Raw genomic sequence first — 17,378 nt, 5'->3', positions numbered from 1 at the left:
TGACCGAGGATGAGTCTTGACCGAGCAACTGCGTTTGATGGCGGTGCACGCCCACCCCGACGACGAGTCGAGCAAGGGCGCGGCGACCATGGCGAAGTACGTAGCCGAGGGGGTGGACGTGCTGGTCGCGACCTGCACGGGCGGGGAGCGGGGCTCCATCCTCAACCCCAAGCTGCAGGGTGATCCCTATATCGAGGAGCACATCCACGAGGTCCGGGCCAAGGAGATGGACGAGGCCCGCCAGATCCTCGGCGTGAAACAGGCCTGGCTGGGCTACGTGGACTCGGGGCTGCCCGAGGGCGACCCGCTGCCGCCGCTGCCCGAGGGCTGCTTCGCGCTGCAGGACGTGGACGAGGCGGCCGGGACGCTGGTGAAGCTCATCCGCGAGTTCCGCCCGCACGTGATCACCACGTACGACGAGAACGGCGGCTATCCGCACCCCGACCACATCATGACCCACAAGATCTCGATGGTGGCCTTCGACGCCGCGGGGGACGCCGAGCGCTACCCGGAGGCCGGGGAGCCCTGGAAGCCGCTGAAGCTCTACTACAACCAGGGCTTCAACAAGCCCCGCACCCTCGCGCTGCACGAGGCGCTGCTGGACCGCGGCATGGAGTCCCCCTACGGCGAGTGGCTCAAGCGCTGGGAGGAGTTCGCCCGCAAGGACCGGACCCTGACCACCTATGTGCCGTGCGGCGAGTTCTTCCCCGTCCGGGACAAGGCGCTGATCGCGCACGCCACCCAGATCGATCCGGACGGGGGGTGGTTCCGGGTGCCGATGGAGATCCAGCAGGAGGTCTGGCCGACCGAGGAGTACGAGCTCGTGAAGTCGCACGTGGAGACTTCCCTCCCCGAGGACGACCTCTTCGCGGGCATCCGGGAGAATTGACCCCATGACGATCGACAGCACCCTCCCCCTGGCCTCCGCCTGGGGCAACCAGGCCATGACCCAGCTCGTCCCGCTCGCGAAGGAGCTGGACGAGAACAAGGTGACGCCCGGTGTCCTCGGCTTCATCGTCTTCGCTCTTCTCGGCGGGGCCGTCTGGCTGCTGATGAAGAACATGAGCAAGCAGTTCACCAAGATCGACTTCCAGGAGGGGGACACCGCCGGCGAGGGGGAGACCGTCCCGGCCGCCCGCAAGGCGGCCGGCTCGGACACGGCTTCCGGCACGGCTTCCGGGACGGGCGGGACCACCGGCACCGGCACCGGCGGGGCCGACCGCCCCGCCGCCGGTACCGGGGACTGACACCGGGCCCGGCGCGGTCCGCGCCGGCCGCCGCTCCCTTCCGCACAGACGGCAGAGGGGACGGAGACCCGGGGCGGACCGCGCGCTGAACCGCGCCCTGGACCGGCATCAACGATGTCGAGATGGCCGTCGCCGAGTACATCGACTGGTTCAACCAGCGACGCCTCCACGCTAGGGCCGCTTTGGTGGTACGCCGTGGCCGTCGGCTGGTCGTTCGGCTGGGGTGTGGTCGGATGCTCGGGCTGGCAGATGCGGCTCAGGTGGCCGTCCGGGTGATCCTTGTTCGGCTGATCCCGGGCGGTTTGGCGGGGGTACCGTCGGAGTGTTGCCGCAGAACGGAGTTCGCCGTGTCGCAGAGCACTGAGGAGCACGCTGGTGCTCGGATCGCCCGTATCCGGAAGCAGCGCGGTCTGACGCAGCAGGGACTGGCGATGCGGGCACATGTGTCGAAGTCGCTGGTGTCGAAGGTGGAATGCGGGCAGAAACCCTCCTCCCCGGCTCTTGTCGCTGCCTGTGCCCGCGCGCTGGGTGTTTCCCCGTCCGAGTTGCTGGGGCAGCCGTACGCCGAGGAACTGCGCCGGGACCGGATGGACGCGCTGATCCAGCCGATCCGTGAAGGTCTGGAGAACTGGGACATCGCGCTGGACTGGGAGACAGCTCCGCGTCCGGCTGCCTTGATCTGGGCGGATGTCCAGCGTTCTCTGGAGCAGCGCCGCCAGGCGCAGTACACGGACATGGTGCGCGATCTGCCCGTTCTCATCGATGAGTCGGTGCATGCCGTGCACACCAGTACGGGGGAAGAGCAGCGGCTGGCCTACGAGTGTCTGGCGGAGACGTTCCGCTGTGTGTTCACCGTGGCATGGAAGCTCGGCTTCCTCGATCTCGCGACCGTCGCGCTGGACCGGCTGGCGTGGACCGCGCCGCGCGCCGACGAGCCGGGCCTGGTCGCGATGCATGCCGTCCTGCGTGCGCAGACCACGATGTCGTCCGGGCGGTACGACGTGGGTCTGCGGGTGGTCGACCGGGCCCTACGGGACCTCGATGGCCAGGAGTCACGCCGACCGGCAGGTATTGAGGCCATGCGGGGCATGCTGCACCTGCGCGCCGCGACGATCGCGGGTCGTATGAAGGACCGGAACCACGCCGACGCCCGCCTCACCGAAGCCCGTGCCCTCGCCCTGGCCACAGGGGAGTTGCCCGACTTCGGCGTCAGCTGGGGACCGGTGAACGTCGGCGTTCACGCTGTGGCCATCGCCTCGGAGGCCGACGACTTCGGACGTGCGATCGAACTCGCCGAGGATGTCCGCATTCCGCGCGGCTGGACCCGTTCCCGGGCAGGGCACCACTGGATGGACCTCGGCCGTGCCCATGCCTGGTCAGGCCACCCGGAGCGGGCGCTGGACTGCCTGCACCAGGCCCGGCGTATCGCCCCGCAGCAGACCCGCTACCACCCGACCGTTCGAGAGACGGTACTCGCCCTGAGGCGGCAGGAACGGACGCGGAGCAATTCGCTGGCGCAGTACGCGGAGTGGGTCGGGATATAGCAGATCCCGAGCAAGGGCGATTGCACTTCTTGGTGCAACCGCCGTGCACCGCCGGTCGGCAGGCTGACGTCTCGTCAGGACCCCCGAGACCATTGGGGTCTCCCCTGCTCGAACGAAGTTGAGAGCTTGGGGAAAGAACGGTCCGGGGGCATGGTCAACGCTGACAAGGAGCGTCGACGTGCCGCACTGTATCGCCCGTATCTTCGAGCCGCTGCTGCGGCTGCTGTTGCCCGCGCCGGGCCGCCATCGCAGCCCCGATCAACCATCTACCGGCCTCTCTGTGGAGGCGCCGATCGCGCGTCCGTCCCGCGCATCAACTTCCCCGGTACTGCCGGGTGAGGAAATCGGGCTGGTTCGCCCGTACCTGGTCGAGCACGAGCGCCGGGAGCAACAGCACCGACGGGCACGGCGACGTGTCGTGCGGCTGGCCGTACACGGCGTCGACATCGAGGCCGGGCTGGTCGGCGGAGTTGGGGTACGGGCATGGTGAGCCCGGCGGGTCAGCTGCGTCTGCTGCCCTGGGCCGGATCGGACGGCAAGCCGTGCTATCTCGCGGGTGAGGGAACCGGGTACCTGTCCCGGCTCGCGGACAACGTGGAGTCGGCCCAGCTCGGTCTGGCCCGTGAAGTCATCCAGGAAGCACAACGTGTTCTGGATGATCGGCAGTGGACGCAAGGTGAACTGCACCTGCTGACGGTCCAGTTGATCGAGGCACTGGCCAATGTGCATCGGATCGCGGTGAGCCGGGGCGAGCGCCTGCCCTCGCCGGCTTACCAAGACCTCGACGCCATCGTCGACGAGGACGACGAGCTGAACGCCTCGCAACCGACCCAGCGCGCCTGACCTGGCCGCCGCCATACGCGTTCCGTTCCGGCCGCGCAGCTGTCGCGCCCTGGCCGGAGCGGATCGCACCCTATGAGTCCTCGGAGGCTACGGCCACTCCGGGGATTGCCCTGCCTCGGGGGGCGTACCTCAGCTTGACGTTCAACCTCGCTGCTGTTCGTGTTCCTTGATCGTTTCGGCGCGTTTCACGGTCTTGCCGACGTCCCGGACGTGGGCCTTGTGCTGGTTGCGGCTGCCGGGCGGACGTCCAGGGCCGGGCCTGCCCGGTCTCGGTGCAGCTGTGGGACGGGCCGTCTTCCGGCGAAGGTTGCGAAACCCTCGCCGGACGCGGGCCGGGGAGAGCTGTTCGGTCTTCACGGGGCGTTCCCAGTGGCGGCGTAGGTCTTCGGCGAGGAGCACGCCGTGCCCGAGGAGGAGATCACGCGCAACGTCGCGCGAAACGTCCGTACCGGCACCCCACGGCCCCGGCGCTTCGAACCCCTCACCGCCGACGAAGCCCGCAAGTTCCTCGAGGCCACGCGCCGACACCGGTTGCACGCTCTGTTCGAACTCGCTCTCCACACCGGACTCCGCAAGGGCGAACTCCCCGGCCTGCGCTGGGAAAATCTCGGCCTCAACGCGGGCACCGCCGCAATCCGCCGCACATTCCAGCGCACCAGCACCGGCGGGCTCACCACGGTGCCCACCAAGCCCCGGGCCTCCGAGCGCCGCATCGCCCTCCCCAACCGCTGCGTCCAGTCCCTGAAGCTCCATCAGGAGCAGCAGCACGAGCAGGAAACCGCGGGCTCCTCTTGGCTGCACGACGGGCACGTGTTCACCACCGCGCAAGGCCGACCGATCGACCCGACCAACATCACACGCACCTTCATCACGCTCCTCCGCAAGGCCGGCCTCCACCGCATCCGCTTCCACGACCTCAGACATTCGACCGCCACCCGGCTCCTGGAACAGGGAGTCGAACTCGTCGTGATCAAGGAACTCCTCGGCCACGCCCACATCGGCGTCACCGCCACTGTCTACGCCCACGTAAGGCTCCGCCTCCAGCGCGACGCCATCGACACCCTCAGCACCGTTTTCGGCACCCCGGAGCTCGCCAAGACGGTCAACAGCAACGACGACGAACCGCCGCCCTGCCCCGCTCTCGTGCGCTGACGTTGCCGTCAACTACTGCTGTCACCCAACGCAGGAGCCACGCCGGACCAAGGTCGGCGGGGCTCCTCATTTACTGAAGTGAACGTGTCATTCGTTACTCGTGAGAGCTTCAGAAGCCACAGTAAGAGCCTCCCTCAAAGAATCTACGACCGTCGGGTCGAGCAATCGAGGATTCTCCACACGGTAGGAACCTCCAGAAAGTGGAGTAATGCTCACTTCCTGGGCCTCTCGCTGTCGGCGCATCGATCTAAGCCGTAGCGTTCCATGACTGAGAGTTGGGAAGAAATAGCCGAACCGACCATCTGCGTAGGCCGCTTCCACTAGCGGGCGCTCCTCGGAGAATTCCTCAGCAGTCCGCAACCAATTCCACTGAGCGGATACCGAGTCTCCCGACTCGTGGGTTCTCGCCAGCCGCCCCGGCATCATGAATGGGAACCTTCCCGCGAAGTCATCCACCGAAATGCCATCCCGCCAGGCAGCCAATGCCTCAATCAGATCGTCTAGATCATCAGTGGCGCCCTCAGCCCATGTGAACCCCTGCCCCTGAATTGCCACGTAGAAGGTCCTGCTTTGGCTGCCGAGCTGAACAGAGGCCCTTCCGCGACTCGAATCCAGCTCAGCCGTGGTTAGCAGGCCAGGTCCCGATGCGTAGTGACTGTAGAGCCGCCCTAGGTCGAGATTATTCTCCTCCGACACTAGCTCCATCGTCGAGATGAGGCCGCCCGCAGCGAAGAGGTCTGGGTAGAGACCAGAGCCAAGCGCGTCCATGCTCGTGAGCCCTTCTTCGGTTCGTTTTGCTAGCAGCCACAGAACTTCCCTGCATCCGATATGAAGGGCCGGAGCCTACCGAAATTGGCCCAATCTGGTTCCGCGACATCGACTCTTTCAAGAGCCCTCTTCGCGTTCGATCGGTAGAAGTTGATGGAGGGCCATGACCGTTCGCCATTAGCGACAGCTCTGGCGATCCAGCCCATCTCCTGTTCGACCTCGACGAAGGCATGCGCCACCAGGTCTTCCTCACCGACACCCCCTACGGCCAGGGCTCGCCGCAGTATCTGGAAGTCCGCCACCGGGCGCACGCCCGCGTCGAGGACCGCATCCGCTGCGGCAAGACCACCGGCTTCGGCCGCTTCCCCTCGCGACACTTCGGCATCAACACCGCCTGGCTGGAGTTGTCCCTGACCGCCATCGACCTACTCGCCTGGACGCGCACCCTGCTGCTGGAAGGCGAACTGGCCACCGCCGAGCCGAAGAAGCTCCGCTACCGGCTGCTGCACACAGCTGCCCGGATCACCCGCGGCGGTCGCCGCCTGCACCTACGGATCTCCGCGACCTGGCCCTGGCGAAACGAGCTGACCAGCGCATTCGCCCGCCTCACGGCCCTGCCACGGCCGGCCACCTGAACCGCCGCACCATCCCTGACCACCCACGACCCAAGGAACCCTGGAGAACCCGACCCGCGCGTCGGGCCCCGGCCATGCCCACCCGGCCACGAGCAACCGAAACCACCGCTTCACCGCGATCCGACCAGCTCAGCCAGGCGAAGCGAAACAGGGAGGCTAGCCCTACAAGGTTTCCGATGTTCTAGGCCCACCGTCAAGCAGCACCTGGGACTACAACGTCAAACATCAACTGGGACTGGACACACCCGCTGCTTCGGCCGACTCCTCCGCCGTGCCGGGCTCCGCCGCGTCCGGTTCCACGACCCGCGCCACTCAACCGCAACTCTGCTCCTGGAGCAGGGCATCGACCTCGTCGTCATCAAGGAACTCCTCGGCCACGCCCATACCGGCGTCACCGCAGGTGTCTACGCCCACGTCCGGCTCCGCCTCCAGCGCCAAGCCATCGACGCCCTGGGAGATGCCCTCGGCACCGGGGACAATGATCCTGGCGACCCACCCGCCGCAGTCGAAGTCCGCTGACGTTGCCGTCACCGTTGCCGTCAAGGCAACCAAAAGCCCCACCGGCACCATTGCCGGTGGGGCTTTTGAATTCACACTTCTAGGCTATTCCCGTGGAATCAGAAGAACGTTCTGGGCGCTGCCTTCTGAGAGCCACTCCTCGGACTTTGTTCTGATTGATGGCTCATCCACACTTCCCGATGGGCGCCTGAGCCCTACTTGGGCCACGGCTTCATCCCCTCGGGCCCATGAACGCAGATCAACGGGCGATCCGCGCTCACCATAAGGTCCAAGCCCTCGTAGGGTGTGCTTCCGATGCGCCAGATCAGGCCGTTCGCGTAAGCAGCCACAGCCCCGTCCGGCCGCATGAAGACATGCGAATAGCTGAGCCACCAGCCGACGGGAAGCCATGAACCGCCGAGGGCTGAGCCGATCGCCGAGGATTCGTCCTGATGCCTGCCGCCAGCCCCCACGGCATCGACGAGAAACGGTTCGCCGTTGATGAAGTTGGGGCCGTCCTCATGGGCCGGCCCAATCTTCAGGCCCCGGAACGATTCGAGGAAGGCGGTTGCCAATGGGCTCGGGATGTACCCCTGCGCCTCCAGAGACTGGATGTCGGAGGACACGTCGAGGTGTCGCCCGGGGTACCAGCCAGCCTGCCGCAGGGCGGAAACCGTTGCCGGGTTCAATCGGGAGGTGAAATCCTCCGGTTCGCCGCTCACTAGTAATTCACTCCCAAGCTGTCCATCACTCGGCGGCATGCCTTGCACGGGGTGGCAGGAGCACCGTGATCACCCTTGGGCGTATCGCTCACATGCACCGCAGCCATGTTCCCGCCTCGGATACCCGGTTCGCCTTCTCTTGCATACGCCTTGCTCAGGCACTGAATCTCCGCACATCCACCGTTCATCGGGTGGGCCTGCTGCTCGAAGATCTCCGCCATTTCATCCGGAGCGGTGACAGGCTCCTTGTTGTCCGATCGGTAGACATGGCCGCTCCGAGATTCGTATTCGGCGGCGAAGTCGCTTCCCCGAATCTCGCCCGCATCGGCCTGTGCGTCGAGGGATGCCTCACCGCAGTTATGGACCAGGACCGGCGTGGCGCCCGCCAGCACATAGTACGTGTGCTCGCTCGGCGGGCGTCACCTGCATTTCTGCTGGTCAGCGAATTCTGGCCTGTTCGTGGGTGTGCGTGGAAGTGCCCTGGCGTACGCCCGTGTTGCCGTCGGCGTTGCCGTCAGACGGCTACGCGAGTGAGGGCGGCGGAGTGGGCTTTGGCCGGTGTCCTGTCCGGGTTGGGGTCGGGCATGGTCAGGGGGCCGTACGCTGGCCCGGCAACTCGGGAAGGTCGTGATCCTGCCCGGAATTTGAACGGGTGGCCCCCTGGCCTTGCCCGACGCGGGCCCCGGCCCGGGGAGGTGGGTAGAGCCCACGGAGCCGACCGCCCCCATCTCCGGGCCTCCGCCCCGGCCAACTCCCCGCCGTCGCCTCGCCGTCGGCCTGGCGTTCGCGTGCGGGCGCGTCCGGCTTCCTCCGCGCTTCCGGTGGTCCGCTACGCGTTTCTGCGCGGCCTGGTCGCTGGCCGGCCCGCGGTGGCGGAGCCGAGAGCGGGCCGGGTCGACGGCCGACTCTCCGCAGCCCGCCAGTAATCCCGACCACACTGGTTACACCGCTCGTTTGGGTCTTCCGCACGACGCCATCAACACCCTCAGCACCGCACTCGACAGCCCGGAGCCCACCGAAATGGGCAGCCCGGACGATGACGAACCGCCACCCCGCGTCGTCCTCGTCCACTGACGTTGCCGTCAGCTACTGCCGTCAGAGAGCGCTAAGGGCCCCGCCAGACCGGTCGGCGGGGCCCTCCTATTTGCTGTAGCGAGCACTACGTACTGCTTGGCGGTCTACTCTCACCTTCGGCCCACAGCTTGATCATAGAAGATCGAGCATCCAGCCTGAGCTCCCCGTTGGGCATGAAGGCAATCACGATCGCCTTCATTTTGAGCCCCATTTCAGGGAACTCTTCCTTCGAGGTTCGCGCCCATCGATCCGAAATTAGGGCCGCATCGATGAAGGCCGGAAATCCAAGCCCCCCCGAGATGACCTCGACCTCAATCCCGAACCTGTCACGGTGGCCGGTTACGCGGACATCAACCGGCATCCCGCGGTGTAGCCCGGTTCGCTGCTGCAGTTCAAGGTCATCCTCTACCACTCGTAACCTCCGTAGGAGTTCACCCAGCGCTGATTGATGGTCAACTCATTGAAGCGCGGAATTTTCGATGCAGGGATTTGCCACTGAAATCCCGAACCACCGTCATGAGGGCGCCTGTACTTGCCGAATTCCACCTCGAAATCCGAATGCATTTCGTACTCATAGTACCCATGCTCGTAGCCGGCTTGCCCGGCATAGTGATCCCGGACGACGGACCTTTCTCCAAGATACGCACTCTGGTCTCCACTCTGATGCAGATCCGGATTGAGGCCGCTGGCTTCCGCACCCTTGTTCCCCGCATTGGGAGTCCGATAGACCTTCGGATTGCAATTGTGAACCAGTACCGGCGTGGCCCCCGCCAGCACGTAGTACGTGTGGGTGTTGGTGATGGTGAGGTTGTGGACGGTGGCGGAGGTGGTGGTGCGGCGTTTGACTGCGGTGATTTGGACGTGGGTGCCGGCGCTGGTGCGGAGCCATTGGCCTGGTGTGAGGTCGGTGGCGTCGATCCAGTCGTGGAGTTCGGGGACCCAGAAGGGGTGGCCGTCGGTGGCGGTGACGGTTGCCGTCCTGGTGCCCTTCTCGCCGTCGGTGTCGATGGTGATGCTGACGAGGTGTTTGAGGCCTTCGCCCTTGATCTCGGCGGTGACGGTCTGGGTGGTGGTGTCGCCGGTTTCGGGGTCGGTGGCCTGGACGGTGTCGCCGTTGTCGACGTCCTCGATGGGTTTGGCGGTGCCATCGGCCATGAGGACCTTGGTGCCGGGGACGAAACTGTTGACGGTGCAGGCGGCGGGTTCGCCCTGGTCGGTTTCCTTGCTGCTGGTGCCGTTTCCTGCGCCTTTGGACTGTTTGCTGGCGGTGGTGCTCTTCTTGCCGGCGGCGGTTTTCTGGACGTTGGAACGGGCGGTTTTCTGGACTGCGTTGCCCGTGTTCTTCTGCTGGCGTTTCGCGGCTCTTGTCGCTGCGGCCTTCGCGGCGGCAGCCCTCTTCTTGGCGGCTTGTGCTGCTCGTTTCGCGGCGGCCTTGGCGGCGGCCGCGGCTTTCTCGGCGGCCGCCCAGGCGGCCTTGGCCGCTGCGATGATCTTGCGGGCGCGTTCCTGGGCTTTCTGCCAGGCGCTGATGGCCGAGGAGATCGCGGAGATGGCCCGCAGGATCTTCTTGCCCTTGGAGATGACGGAGGTCCAGGGGATGGCGTCCATGATCAGGCTGCCGCAGGCCCACAGGTCACCGCGGGAGAAGCAGCTGACCATGTCGTTCCAGCCGATGAACTCCTTGAGGACCGCCCAGCCCACCGAGCGGATCACGTCAGCGAGCGTGCGGTTCATGGTCGCGTTCGCACCGGCGACCGCGCCGGCGGAAGGGCCGTCGTAGAAGTCGTCGGCGGAGATCCCGGAGGACAGCCCGGAGGGGTCTGCGTAGGTGACGGGGTTGTTCTCGCTGTAGGTGTAGCCGTTGAGCTGGACGGGGTCACCCAGATCGACGATGGGGTCGGCCGACAGGAACCGCCCGCTGGCCGGGTCGTACTCGCGGGCCCCCAGGTGAACGAGGCCGGTGGCCGCGTCGTCGGTGCCACCCACATAGTCACGGTGAGAGCGCCAGCCGGCATGCTCGGTACGAGACGTGCCGTAGGGAGTGGTACGGGAGAACTTCACCCGGTTGCCCTGGGCGAGGTCGATATCGGTGTAGGCGGTGCCGTTCTGGTCGGACACCTGGACCGACAGCAGGTCAGCGGTGTTGTTGGCGTCATAGCGCATCACCGTGGACGCGCCGGGCTGGGAGTAGTAGCGCTCGGTGTAGGCCGGGCCGCCGGACGCGGTGGTGGCCACGGTGGTGTCGCCCAGGTGGAGCACACGCTCACCACCCGAGACCGACAGCAGGCGCTCGCCGGTGGGGCCGTAGATGTAGCGGGTCTCGTCGGCCGGTTCCCACACCTGCCCGTTCGTGCCGTCGCACGCGGCCAGCTCCATGTCGGTGCCGTAGGCGGTGCTGCCGCCGGGCAGGGCCGCGCACAGGCCGGAGGCGACGTGCTTGAGTGTGCCGCTGGAGGTGGCGGTCCACTTCTGGTCCGCGGCCCCGGTGCAGTCCTCGGCCACCACGGCCGTGCCGGTGGTGCTCGCTCCGTCCAGCGGCATGACGCAGCGGCCCAGCACCTTCAGCGCCCCGGTGGCCGGGGTGCTCTCGGAAGCGGGATCGATCCTCAGCTTCTGGGCCTTGGTGCCGTTGCACGACCACACCTGCAGTGGTGTGCCGTCGGTCAGTGAGGAGGACTGCAGGTCCGCGCACAGCCCCGAGGGAGTGTTGACGAACGCACCGGAGCCCGAGGCGCCGAAGCCGGTGACCGTCTCCACCCTCCCGTCCCAGGTCCACGACAGGGCCTGTTCGTCCCCGCCCGTGGAGCGGGAGATGGTGTTGCCCGCCGCGTCGTACTCGAGTGCGGAGGTCTCGGTGACCTGCGCACCCGCGTCCGTGACGAAGGTCGACTCCATGCCCGTCAGCGTGTGCGGCTGGCTGCCGTCGCTCTTGCCGTAGCTGTAGGTGGTGGTGGCGTCCTTGTTCTCGTCCAGCCGGGGGTCGTGTTCCGCTGGCCTACGTGCAGTCCGGGGCCGTGCTCGGCAATCCCACCGCGGCGGCGCAGCGCGAATGGACGAGGAAAGCAGGGAAGGCGGACAAGTCCGCAAAGAGCGAGACCACCGGCCCCACATCCGTCCACCTCACCCTGGCCTCCTATTCCCAGGACGACGCTCTCAAGGCCGTGAACGAGCTCAACACCGCGGCCGAGGCCTGCCACAAGGGATTCACATACACAGCCGACGGCCGCGACCTGAAAGTCCGCAAAGTAACCAAGACCCTCGCCCCTGCAGGGGCGGACGAGGCCATGGGGCTGGAAGTGACCGTTACGGCCGCTGACGGCTCCAGGACACCCATGAAGGTCATCGTTGCCCGAAAGGGCGCCACCCTGGCCTATTTCCCGGCGGTCTTCCCCGAGAGCAAGCAAGGTCACGACTTCACCCTCCCGGCAGAGTTCGTGATGGCACAGCTCGGCAAGATCGGCTGAGGCGAGGTTCCGGCCCGGCACGCCGGTGCGGCTCGGCCGAAGCGGAACAGAGCCGCGCGGGACTCGCTGGCAGGGTTGAGCATCGTGAGAGGCTGGATCGCATGAACAGGCTGGCTGGCGTGACCTCGCCTTATTTGCTGCAGCATGCCGAGAATCCGGTCGACTGGTGGCCCTGGGAGCCGGAGGCTTTCGAGGAAGCGCGGCGGCGCGATGTACCCGTTTTGCTGTCGGTTGGCTACTCGGCGTGCCACTGGTGCCATGTGATGGCCCGCGAGTCCTTCGAGGACGCGGAGACCGCCGCCTATCTCAACGCCCACTTCGTGTCCGTCAAAGTGGACCGCGAGGAGCGGCCGGACGTGGACGCGGTCTACATGGAGGCCGTCCAGGCGGCGACGGGCCAGGGCGGCTGGCCGATGACCGTATTCCTCACGCCGGACGCCGAGCCGTTCTACTTCGGCACCTACTTCCCGCCCGAGGCCCGCTACGGCATCCCCTCCTTCCGCCAGGTGCTGGAAGGGGTGCACGCCGCCTGGAGCGACCGCCGCGAGGAGGTCGGCGAGGTGGCCGGGCGGATCGTCGGCGAACTCTCCTCGCGCTCGCTCGCGCTCGGCGGCGGGGATGACGCCCGCCCGCCCGGCGAGGAGGAGCTGCACGCCGCGCTGCTGGCCCTGACCCGTGACTACGACGCGGCCCGCGGCGGGTTCGGCGGCGCCCCCAAGTTCCCGCCGTCGATGGTGCTGGAGTTCCTGCTGCGGCACCACGCCCGCACCGGCTCCGAGGGCGCCCTCCAGATGGCCTCCGACACCTGCGAGGCCATGGCGCGCGGCGGGCTGTACGACCAGCTCGGCGGGGGCTTCGCCCGCTACTCCGTCGACCGGCGCTGGGTGGTGCCCCACTTCGAGAAGATGCTGTACGACAACGCGCTGCTGCTCCGCGTCTACGCGCATCTGTGGCGGGCCACCGGCTCCGGCCTGGCCCGGCGCGTGGCGCTGGAGACCGCCGACTTCCTGCTGCGCGAACTGCGCACGTCCGAGGGCGGGTTCGCCTCCGCGCTGGACGCCGACAGCGAGGTACCGGACGGCCGGGGCGGCCCGGCCGGTGCCGAGGACGCGGGTGCCGGGGAAGGGGCCGGCGGCCACGCCCGGCACGCCGAGGGCGCCTACTACGTCTGGACGCCCGCCCAGCTCCGGGAGGTCCTCGGCGAGGAGGACGCCCGGCTGGCGGCCGGATACTTCGGCGTCACCGAGGAGGGCACCTTCGAGGAGGGCGCCTCCGTGCTCCAGCTCCCCGGGGAGGGGCTCACCGATGGAGACCGCATCGCCTCCATCCGCGAGCGCCTGGCCGAGGCGCGCGCCAAGAGGCCCCGGCCGGGGCGGGACGACAAGGTGGTCGCCGCCTGGAACGGACTCGCCATCGCGGCCCTCGCCGAGACCGGCGCCTACTTCGACCGCCCCGACCTCGTCGAGGCGGCGACCGCCGCGGCCGATCTGCTGGTACGGGTCCACATGGACGGCACCGGCCGGCTCGCCCGGACCTCGCGCGACGGCACCGCCGGGGCCAACGCGGGAGTCCTGGAGGACTACGCGGATGTCGCCGAGGGTTTCCTTGCCCTCTCGGCCGTCACCGGTGACGGCGTCTGGGTGACGTTCGCCGGGCTGCTCCTGGACACCGTGCTGCGGCACTTCCGCGGCGAGGACGGCGCGCTCTATGACACCGCCGACGACGGCGAGCGGCTGATCCGCCGCCCGCAGGACCCGACCGACGAGGCCACCCCCTCCGGCTGGTCCGCCGCGGCCGGCGCGCTCCTGTCGTATGCCGCGTACACCGGCAGCGCCGAGCACCGCAGCGCGGCGGAGGGGGCGCTCGGTGTGGTGCGGGCGCTGGCTCCCCGCGTTCCCCGGCACACCGGCTGGGGGCTGGCCGTCGCGGAGGCGGCGCTGGACGGACCGCGCGAGGTGGCCGTCATCGGCCCGCGGGAGGATCCGGCGACGGCCGCTCTGCACCGTACGGCGCTGCTGGGCACCGCGCCCGGCGCGGTCGTGGCGCTCGGGGAGCCCGGTGCGGAGCATCCGCCGCTGCTGCGGGACCGCCCGTTGCGGGACGGCCGGCCGGCGGCGTACGTCTGCCGCCACTTCACCTGCGACGCGCCGGTGACCGAGCCGGAGGCTCTCGCCGGCCGGCTCGGCGGGTCCCACGACGCCGGGGAGTGACCCGGCGGGGGAACGGTGGTGCGGGCACGGCCCGGGGCACCCCCGGGCGTGCGGCTGCCCGGGGCGGCCCCGGGCGCACGGGGACGCCGACGCCCCGGCCGTGACAGGGCCGGGGCGGCGGGGCCGGCCCCGGGGCCGGCGGCGAGGTCCGCTACGGCCCGGTGGCGAGGCCCGCCACGGGGCCGCGGCGCGGCCGGCGGACGGTCGGCAGCGGGGCAAGAGCGGGGCAAGGGGGCCCGGGGCCATCAGCGAGCCGTCGCCCCCCGCTTCCGCACCGCGACCCGCGGTGGCCCTGCGCGGCGTCCGCCGTCGTCAGATCGCCACCAGCGAGATGCCGATGTAGTGCGCGATGAAGGCCGCCAGGGTGAGCGAGTGGAACACCTCGTGGAAGCCGAAGAACCGCGGTGACGGATTGGGGCGCTGGAGTGCGTAGATGACACCGCCGGCGCTGTAGAGCAGCCCGCCGGTGATCACGAGCAGCAGCACCGCGATCCCGCCCTCGCGCAGGAAGTCGGGCAGGAAGAAGACGGCCGCCCACCCCATCGCGATGTAGCAGGGGGTGTAGAGCCACCGCGGGGCACCCACCCAGAAGACGCGGAAGGCGATGCCGATCAGCGCGGCGGCCCAGATCGCCCACAGCAGCGTCTCCCGGGTGCCGTCGGGGAGCAACAGGATCGTGAGCGGGGTGTAGGTGCCCGCGATGATCAGGAAGATGTTCGCGTGGTCGAGTCTGCGCAGGACGGCGTTGGCGCGCGGCCCCCAGTTGCCGCGGTGGTAGAGCGCGCTCACCCCGAAGAGCAGGCAGGCGGTGAGGGTGAAGACGGCGCAGGCGATCCGGCCGGGGTCGGTGTCGGCCAGCGCGGTCAGGAAGACGCCGGAGATCAGGACCGCCGGGAACATGCCCGCGTGGAGCCAGCCCCGCAGCCGCGGCTTGACGGGTTTGGAAAGGGCCTGCGGGAGCACACCGGAGGTCTCGGAGGGCGCGTTGTCGTCGTGGTGCACGGCCTCGCGTGAGGCGCCGGATGTGGCAGTCATGGGCCAATGCTAGCTACGGGACCGTAACTTGCGGGGGTCCGAGTGGCCCGAATCAGGCGGGTGCGAGTGGCGATGCTCACGTGGGCTGCCCTCTGGACAGATGAGCCACACAGGCGGATGATCAAATGAGTGCGGTCGGCACCGGATGAGCGCACAGGACGCATCCGGGTCGCAGCCCCCACGGGGCAACTAATGACATATACGGGTATCAGGGACAGTGATGCCCGTATGACCCTCGCTATCTGACGCCGGAGCGGCGCGGTTCCGGCGGAACGGAGTGATCGTGGCGCTCAGCGCTGTGTCTCCCGGGGGCGACCCCCAGACCCCCGTGGCCACCAACCCACCCACCAACCACCAGGAACTGGTCTCCTGGGTCGGCGAGATCGCCGCCGTCACCCAGCCGGACCGGATCGTGTGGTGTGACGGCTCCGAGGCCGAGTACGAACGCCTCTGCGAAGAGCTGGTCGCCAAGGGGACCTTCACCAAGCTCGACCCGATCAAGCGGCCGAACTCGTACCACGCCGCCTCCGACCCGAGCGATGTGGCGCGCGTCGAGGACCGCACCTTCATCTGCTCCGAGAAGGAGGAGGACGCCGGCCCCACGAACCACTGGAAGGACCCCGCCGAGATGCGGGAGATCTTCACCGGTGAGGACGGGGTCTTCCGCGGCTCCATGCGCGGCCGGACGATGTACGTCGTGCCCTTCTGCATGGGCCCGCTCGGCTCGCCGCTGTCCGCGATCGGCGTCGAGATCACCGACTCCGCGTATGTCGCGGTCTCCATGCGGACCATGACCCGGATGGGACAGCCCGTCCTCGACGAGCTCGGCTCCGACGGCTTCTTCGTCAAGGCCGTGCACACCCTGGGCGCCCCGCTGGCCGAGGGCGAGGCCGACGTGCCGTGGCCCTGCAACACGACCAAGTACATCTCGCACTTCCCGGAGTCCCGCGAGATCTGGTCCTACGGCTCCGGCTACGGCGGCAACGCCCTGCTCGGCAAGAAGTGCTACGCCCTGCGCATCGCCTCCGTCATGGCGCGCGACGAGGGCTGGCTCGCCGAGCACATGCTGATCCTCAAACTCACCCCGCCGCGCGGTGAGTCCAAGTACGTCGCCGCCGCCTTCCCCTCGGCCTGCGGCAAGACCAACCTCGCCATGCTGGAGCCCACGATCCCCGGCTGGACCGTGGAGACCATCGGCGACGACATCGCCTGGATGCGCTTCGGCGAGGACGGCCGGCTCTACGCGATCAACCCGGAGGCCGGCTTCTTCGGCGTCGCCCCCGGCACCGGCGAGCACACCAACGCCAACGCCATGAAGACCCTCTGGGGCAACGCCGTCTTCACCAACGTGGCGCTCACCGACGACGGTGACGTCTGGTGGGAGGGCATGACCGAGGAGTCCCCGGCGCATCTGACGGACTGGAAGGGCAACGACTGGACCCCGGAGTCGGGGACCCCGGCGGCGCACCCCAACGCCCGCTTCACCGTCCCGGCCGGCCAGTGCCCGATCATCGCGCCCGAGTGGGAGGACCCGAAGGGCGTGCCGATCTCGGCCATTCTCTTCGGCGGCCGCCGCGCCTCGGCCGTGCCGCTGGTGACGGAGTCCTTCGACTGGCAGCACGGCGTCTTCCTCGGTGCGAACGTCGCCTCCGAGAAGACCGCCGCCGCCGAGGGCAAGGTCGGCGAGCTGCGCCGCGACCCGTTCGCCATGCTGCCCTTCTGCGGCTACAACATGGGCGACTACATGGCCCACTGGGTGAAGGTCGGCCAGCGGGCGGACGCGGAGAAGCTGCCGAAGATCTACTACGTCAACTGGTTCCGCAAGGACGCCGACGGCCGCTTCGTGTGGCCCGGCTTCGGCGAGAACAGCCGCGTGCTCAAGTGGATCGTCGAGCGGCTGGAGGGCGGGGCCGAGGGCGTCGAGACGCCGATCGGCGTCCTGCCGGCCAAGGGTTCCCTCGACACCGAGGGGCTCGACCTGGCCGAGGAGGACCTCGACTTCCTGCTCAGCGTGGACCTCGACACCTGGCGCGACGAGGCCTCCCTGGTCCCGGAGCACCTGAGCACCTTCGGCGACCACACGCCCAAGGAGATGTGGGACGAGTACCGCGCTCTCGTCCGCCGTCTGGGCTGACGGCACCGGTTCCCGTACGGCGCGGGCCGGACGACCGCGGGTCCGATGACCG

The 17,378-nt window shown here is 68.4% G+C and carries 14 protein-coding genes and 4 pseudogenes; 11 read left to right on the top strand and 7 right to left on the bottom strand.

The features are described from left to right. Positions 1-16: 16 nt before the first annotated feature. The 5 genes from mca to LIX60_RS11170 all read left to right on the top strand — a co-directional run bounded on the left by mca (position 17) and on the right by LIX60_RS11170 (position 3,634). Positions 17-889 (top strand): mycothiol conjugate amidase Mca, encoded by an 873-nt coding sequence (gene mca / locus LIX60_RS11190; protein WP_043465358.1) that lies wholly within the window; start codon positions 17-19, stop codon positions 887-889. A gap of 4 nt (positions 890-893) precedes the next feature. Further along, a complete protein-coding gene (locus LIX60_RS11185; RefSeq protein WP_227958303.1) occupies positions 894-1,247 on the top strand; it encodes a hypothetical protein in 354 nt (117 codons plus the stop codon). Positions 1,248-1,594: 347 nt separating this feature from the next. After that, positions 1,595-2,791 carry a helix-turn-helix domain-containing protein gene (locus LIX60_RS11180; protein WP_227958302.1) on the top strand — a complete coding sequence of 399 codons (1,197 nt, stop codon included), beginning with the start codon at positions 1,595-1,597 and terminating at the stop codon, positions 2,789-2,791. Positions 2,792-2,969: 178 nt separating this feature from the next. Then, a complete protein-coding gene (locus LIX60_RS11175) occupies positions 2,970-3,281 on the top strand; it encodes a hypothetical protein (protein WP_227958301.1) in 312 nt (103 codons plus the stop codon). Continuing rightward, positions 3,275-3,634: a hypothetical protein gene (locus tag LIX60_RS11170; protein ID WP_227958300.1), complete on the top strand. Its 360-nt coding sequence runs from the start codon at positions 3,275-3,277 to the stop codon at positions 3,632-3,634. The genes LIX60_RS11175 and LIX60_RS11170 overlap by 7 nt, the downstream gene beginning before the upstream one ends. A 141-nt stretch (positions 3,635-3,775) precedes the next feature. On the opposite strand, the pseudogene LIX60_RS31745 reads toward LIX60_RS11170, so the two are convergent. Then, a pseudogene (locus LIX60_RS31745) lies at positions 3,776-4,027 on the bottom strand (transposase); the annotation flags it as partial. On the opposite strand from LIX60_RS31745, the pseudogene LIX60_RS11165 reads away from it, so the two are divergent. Continuing rightward, positions 4,028-4,786, top strand: a pseudogene (locus tag LIX60_RS11165) (tyrosine-type recombinase/integrase); the annotation flags it as partial. An 87-nt stretch (positions 4,787-4,873) separates the two neighbouring features. Here LIX60_RS11165 and LIX60_RS11160 read toward each other — a convergent pair. After that, the gene (locus tag LIX60_RS11160) at positions 4,874-5,554 is read right to left on the bottom strand and encodes a DUF6193 family natural product biosynthesis protein (RefSeq protein ID WP_227958299.1); all 681 of its coding nucleotides are present in this window, start codon (positions 5,552-5,554) and stop codon (positions 4,874-4,876) included. Between the two features lie 209 nt (positions 5,555-5,763). Here LIX60_RS11160 and LIX60_RS11155 point away from each other — a divergent pair. Beyond that, positions 5,764-6,189 (top strand): annotated as a pseudogene (locus LIX60_RS11155) (transposase); the annotation flags it as partial. Between the two features lie 207 nt (positions 6,190-6,396). Next, positions 6,397-6,708: pseudogene (locus tag LIX60_RS11150) on the top strand (tyrosine-type recombinase/integrase); the annotation flags it as partial. Positions 6,709-6,902: 194 nt separating this feature from the next. Here the strand turns inward: LIX60_RS11150 and LIX60_RS11145 are convergent. From LIX60_RS11145 to LIX60_RS11130, 4 genes are all read right to left on the bottom strand, one after another. Beyond that, on the bottom strand, positions 6,903-7,409 hold the full coding sequence (locus tag LIX60_RS11145) for an SUKH-3 domain-containing protein (protein WP_227958298.1): 507 nt from the start codon (positions 7,407-7,409) through the stop codon (positions 6,903-6,905). Further along, entirely contained in the window at positions 7,409-7,801 is a 393-nt protein-coding gene (locus LIX60_RS11140; protein ID WP_227958297.1) for a hypothetical protein, read from the bottom strand. The genes LIX60_RS11145 and LIX60_RS11140 overlap by 1 nt, the downstream gene beginning before the upstream one ends. Positions 7,802-8,568: 767 nt before the next feature. Further along, a complete protein-coding gene (locus tag LIX60_RS11135) occupies positions 8,569-8,895 on the bottom strand; it encodes a hypothetical protein (RefSeq protein ID WP_227958296.1) in 327 nt (108 codons plus the stop codon). Further along, positions 8,889-11,378 (bottom strand): RHS repeat-associated core domain-containing protein, encoded by a 2,490-nt coding sequence (locus LIX60_RS11130; protein ID WP_227958295.1) that lies wholly within the window; start codon positions 11,376-11,378, stop codon positions 8,889-8,891. Before LIX60_RS11130 ends, LIX60_RS11135 begins: the two co-directional genes overlap by 7 nt. A 119-nt stretch (positions 11,379-11,497) precedes the next feature. Here LIX60_RS11130 and LIX60_RS11125 point away from each other — a divergent pair, with 119 nt between their 5' ends. Beyond that, a complete protein-coding gene (locus LIX60_RS11125; protein ID WP_227958294.1) occupies positions 11,498-11,947 on the top strand; it encodes a hypothetical protein in 450 nt (149 codons plus the stop codon). 101 nt (positions 11,948-12,048) lie between these two features. After that, complete coding sequence (locus LIX60_RS11120; protein ID WP_227958293.1) at positions 12,049-14,157, top strand: thioredoxin domain-containing protein; 2,109 nt, start codon at positions 12,049-12,051, stop codon at positions 14,155-14,157. Between the two features lie 312 nt (positions 14,158-14,469). Here the strand turns inward: LIX60_RS11120 and LIX60_RS11115 are convergent, their stop codons facing one another. Then, the gene (locus tag LIX60_RS11115; protein ID WP_227958292.1) at positions 14,470-15,192 is read right to left on the bottom strand and encodes a hemolysin III family protein; all 723 of its coding nucleotides are present in this window, start codon (positions 15,190-15,192) and stop codon (positions 14,470-14,472) included. A gap of 328 nt (positions 15,193-15,520) precedes the next feature. Here LIX60_RS11115 and LIX60_RS11110 point away from each other — a divergent pair, with 328 nt between their 5' ends. Further along, complete coding sequence (locus tag LIX60_RS11110) at positions 15,521-17,326, top strand: phosphoenolpyruvate carboxykinase (GTP) (protein ID WP_227962713.1); 1,806 nt, start codon at positions 15,521-15,523, stop codon at positions 17,324-17,326. Positions 17,327-17,378: the final 52 nt, after the last annotated feature.

The sequence above is a fragment of the Streptomyces sp. S07_1.15 genome (assembly GCF_020739505.1).
In the GTDB taxonomy this organism is placed as follows: domain Bacteria; phylum Actinomycetota; class Actinomycetes; order Streptomycetales; family Streptomycetaceae; genus Streptomyces; species Streptomyces xinghaiensis.
This window is presented reverse-complemented; position numbering and strand designations above follow the sequence as displayed.

What these genes read in the sequence shown, in the direction of transcription:
- LIX60_RS11185 (WP_227958303.1), top strand. Translation starts at nt 894, where the DNA reads ATGACGATCGACAGCACCCTCCCCCTGGCCTCCGCCTGGGGCAACCAG.
- LIX60_RS11170 (WP_227958300.1), top strand. Translation starts at nt 3,275, where the DNA reads ATGGTGAGCCCGGCGGGTCAGCTGCGTCTGCTGCCCTGGGCCGGATCG.
- LIX60_RS11160 (WP_227958299.1), bottom strand. Translation starts at nt 5,554, where the DNA reads ATGGACGCGCTTGGCTCTGGTCTCTACCCAGACCTCTTCGCTGCGGGC.
- LIX60_RS11130 (WP_227958295.1), bottom strand. Translation starts at nt 11,378, where the DNA reads ATGGAGTCGACCTTCGTCACGGACGCGGGTGCGCAGGTCACCGAGACC.
- LIX60_RS11120 (WP_227958293.1), top strand. Translation starts at nt 12,049, where the DNA reads ATGAACAGGCTGGCTGGCGTGACCTCGCCTTATTTGCTGCAGCATGCC.
- LIX60_RS11115 (WP_227958292.1), bottom strand. Translation starts at nt 15,192, where the DNA reads ATGACTGCCACATCCGGCGCCTCACGCGAGGCCGTGCACCACGACGAC.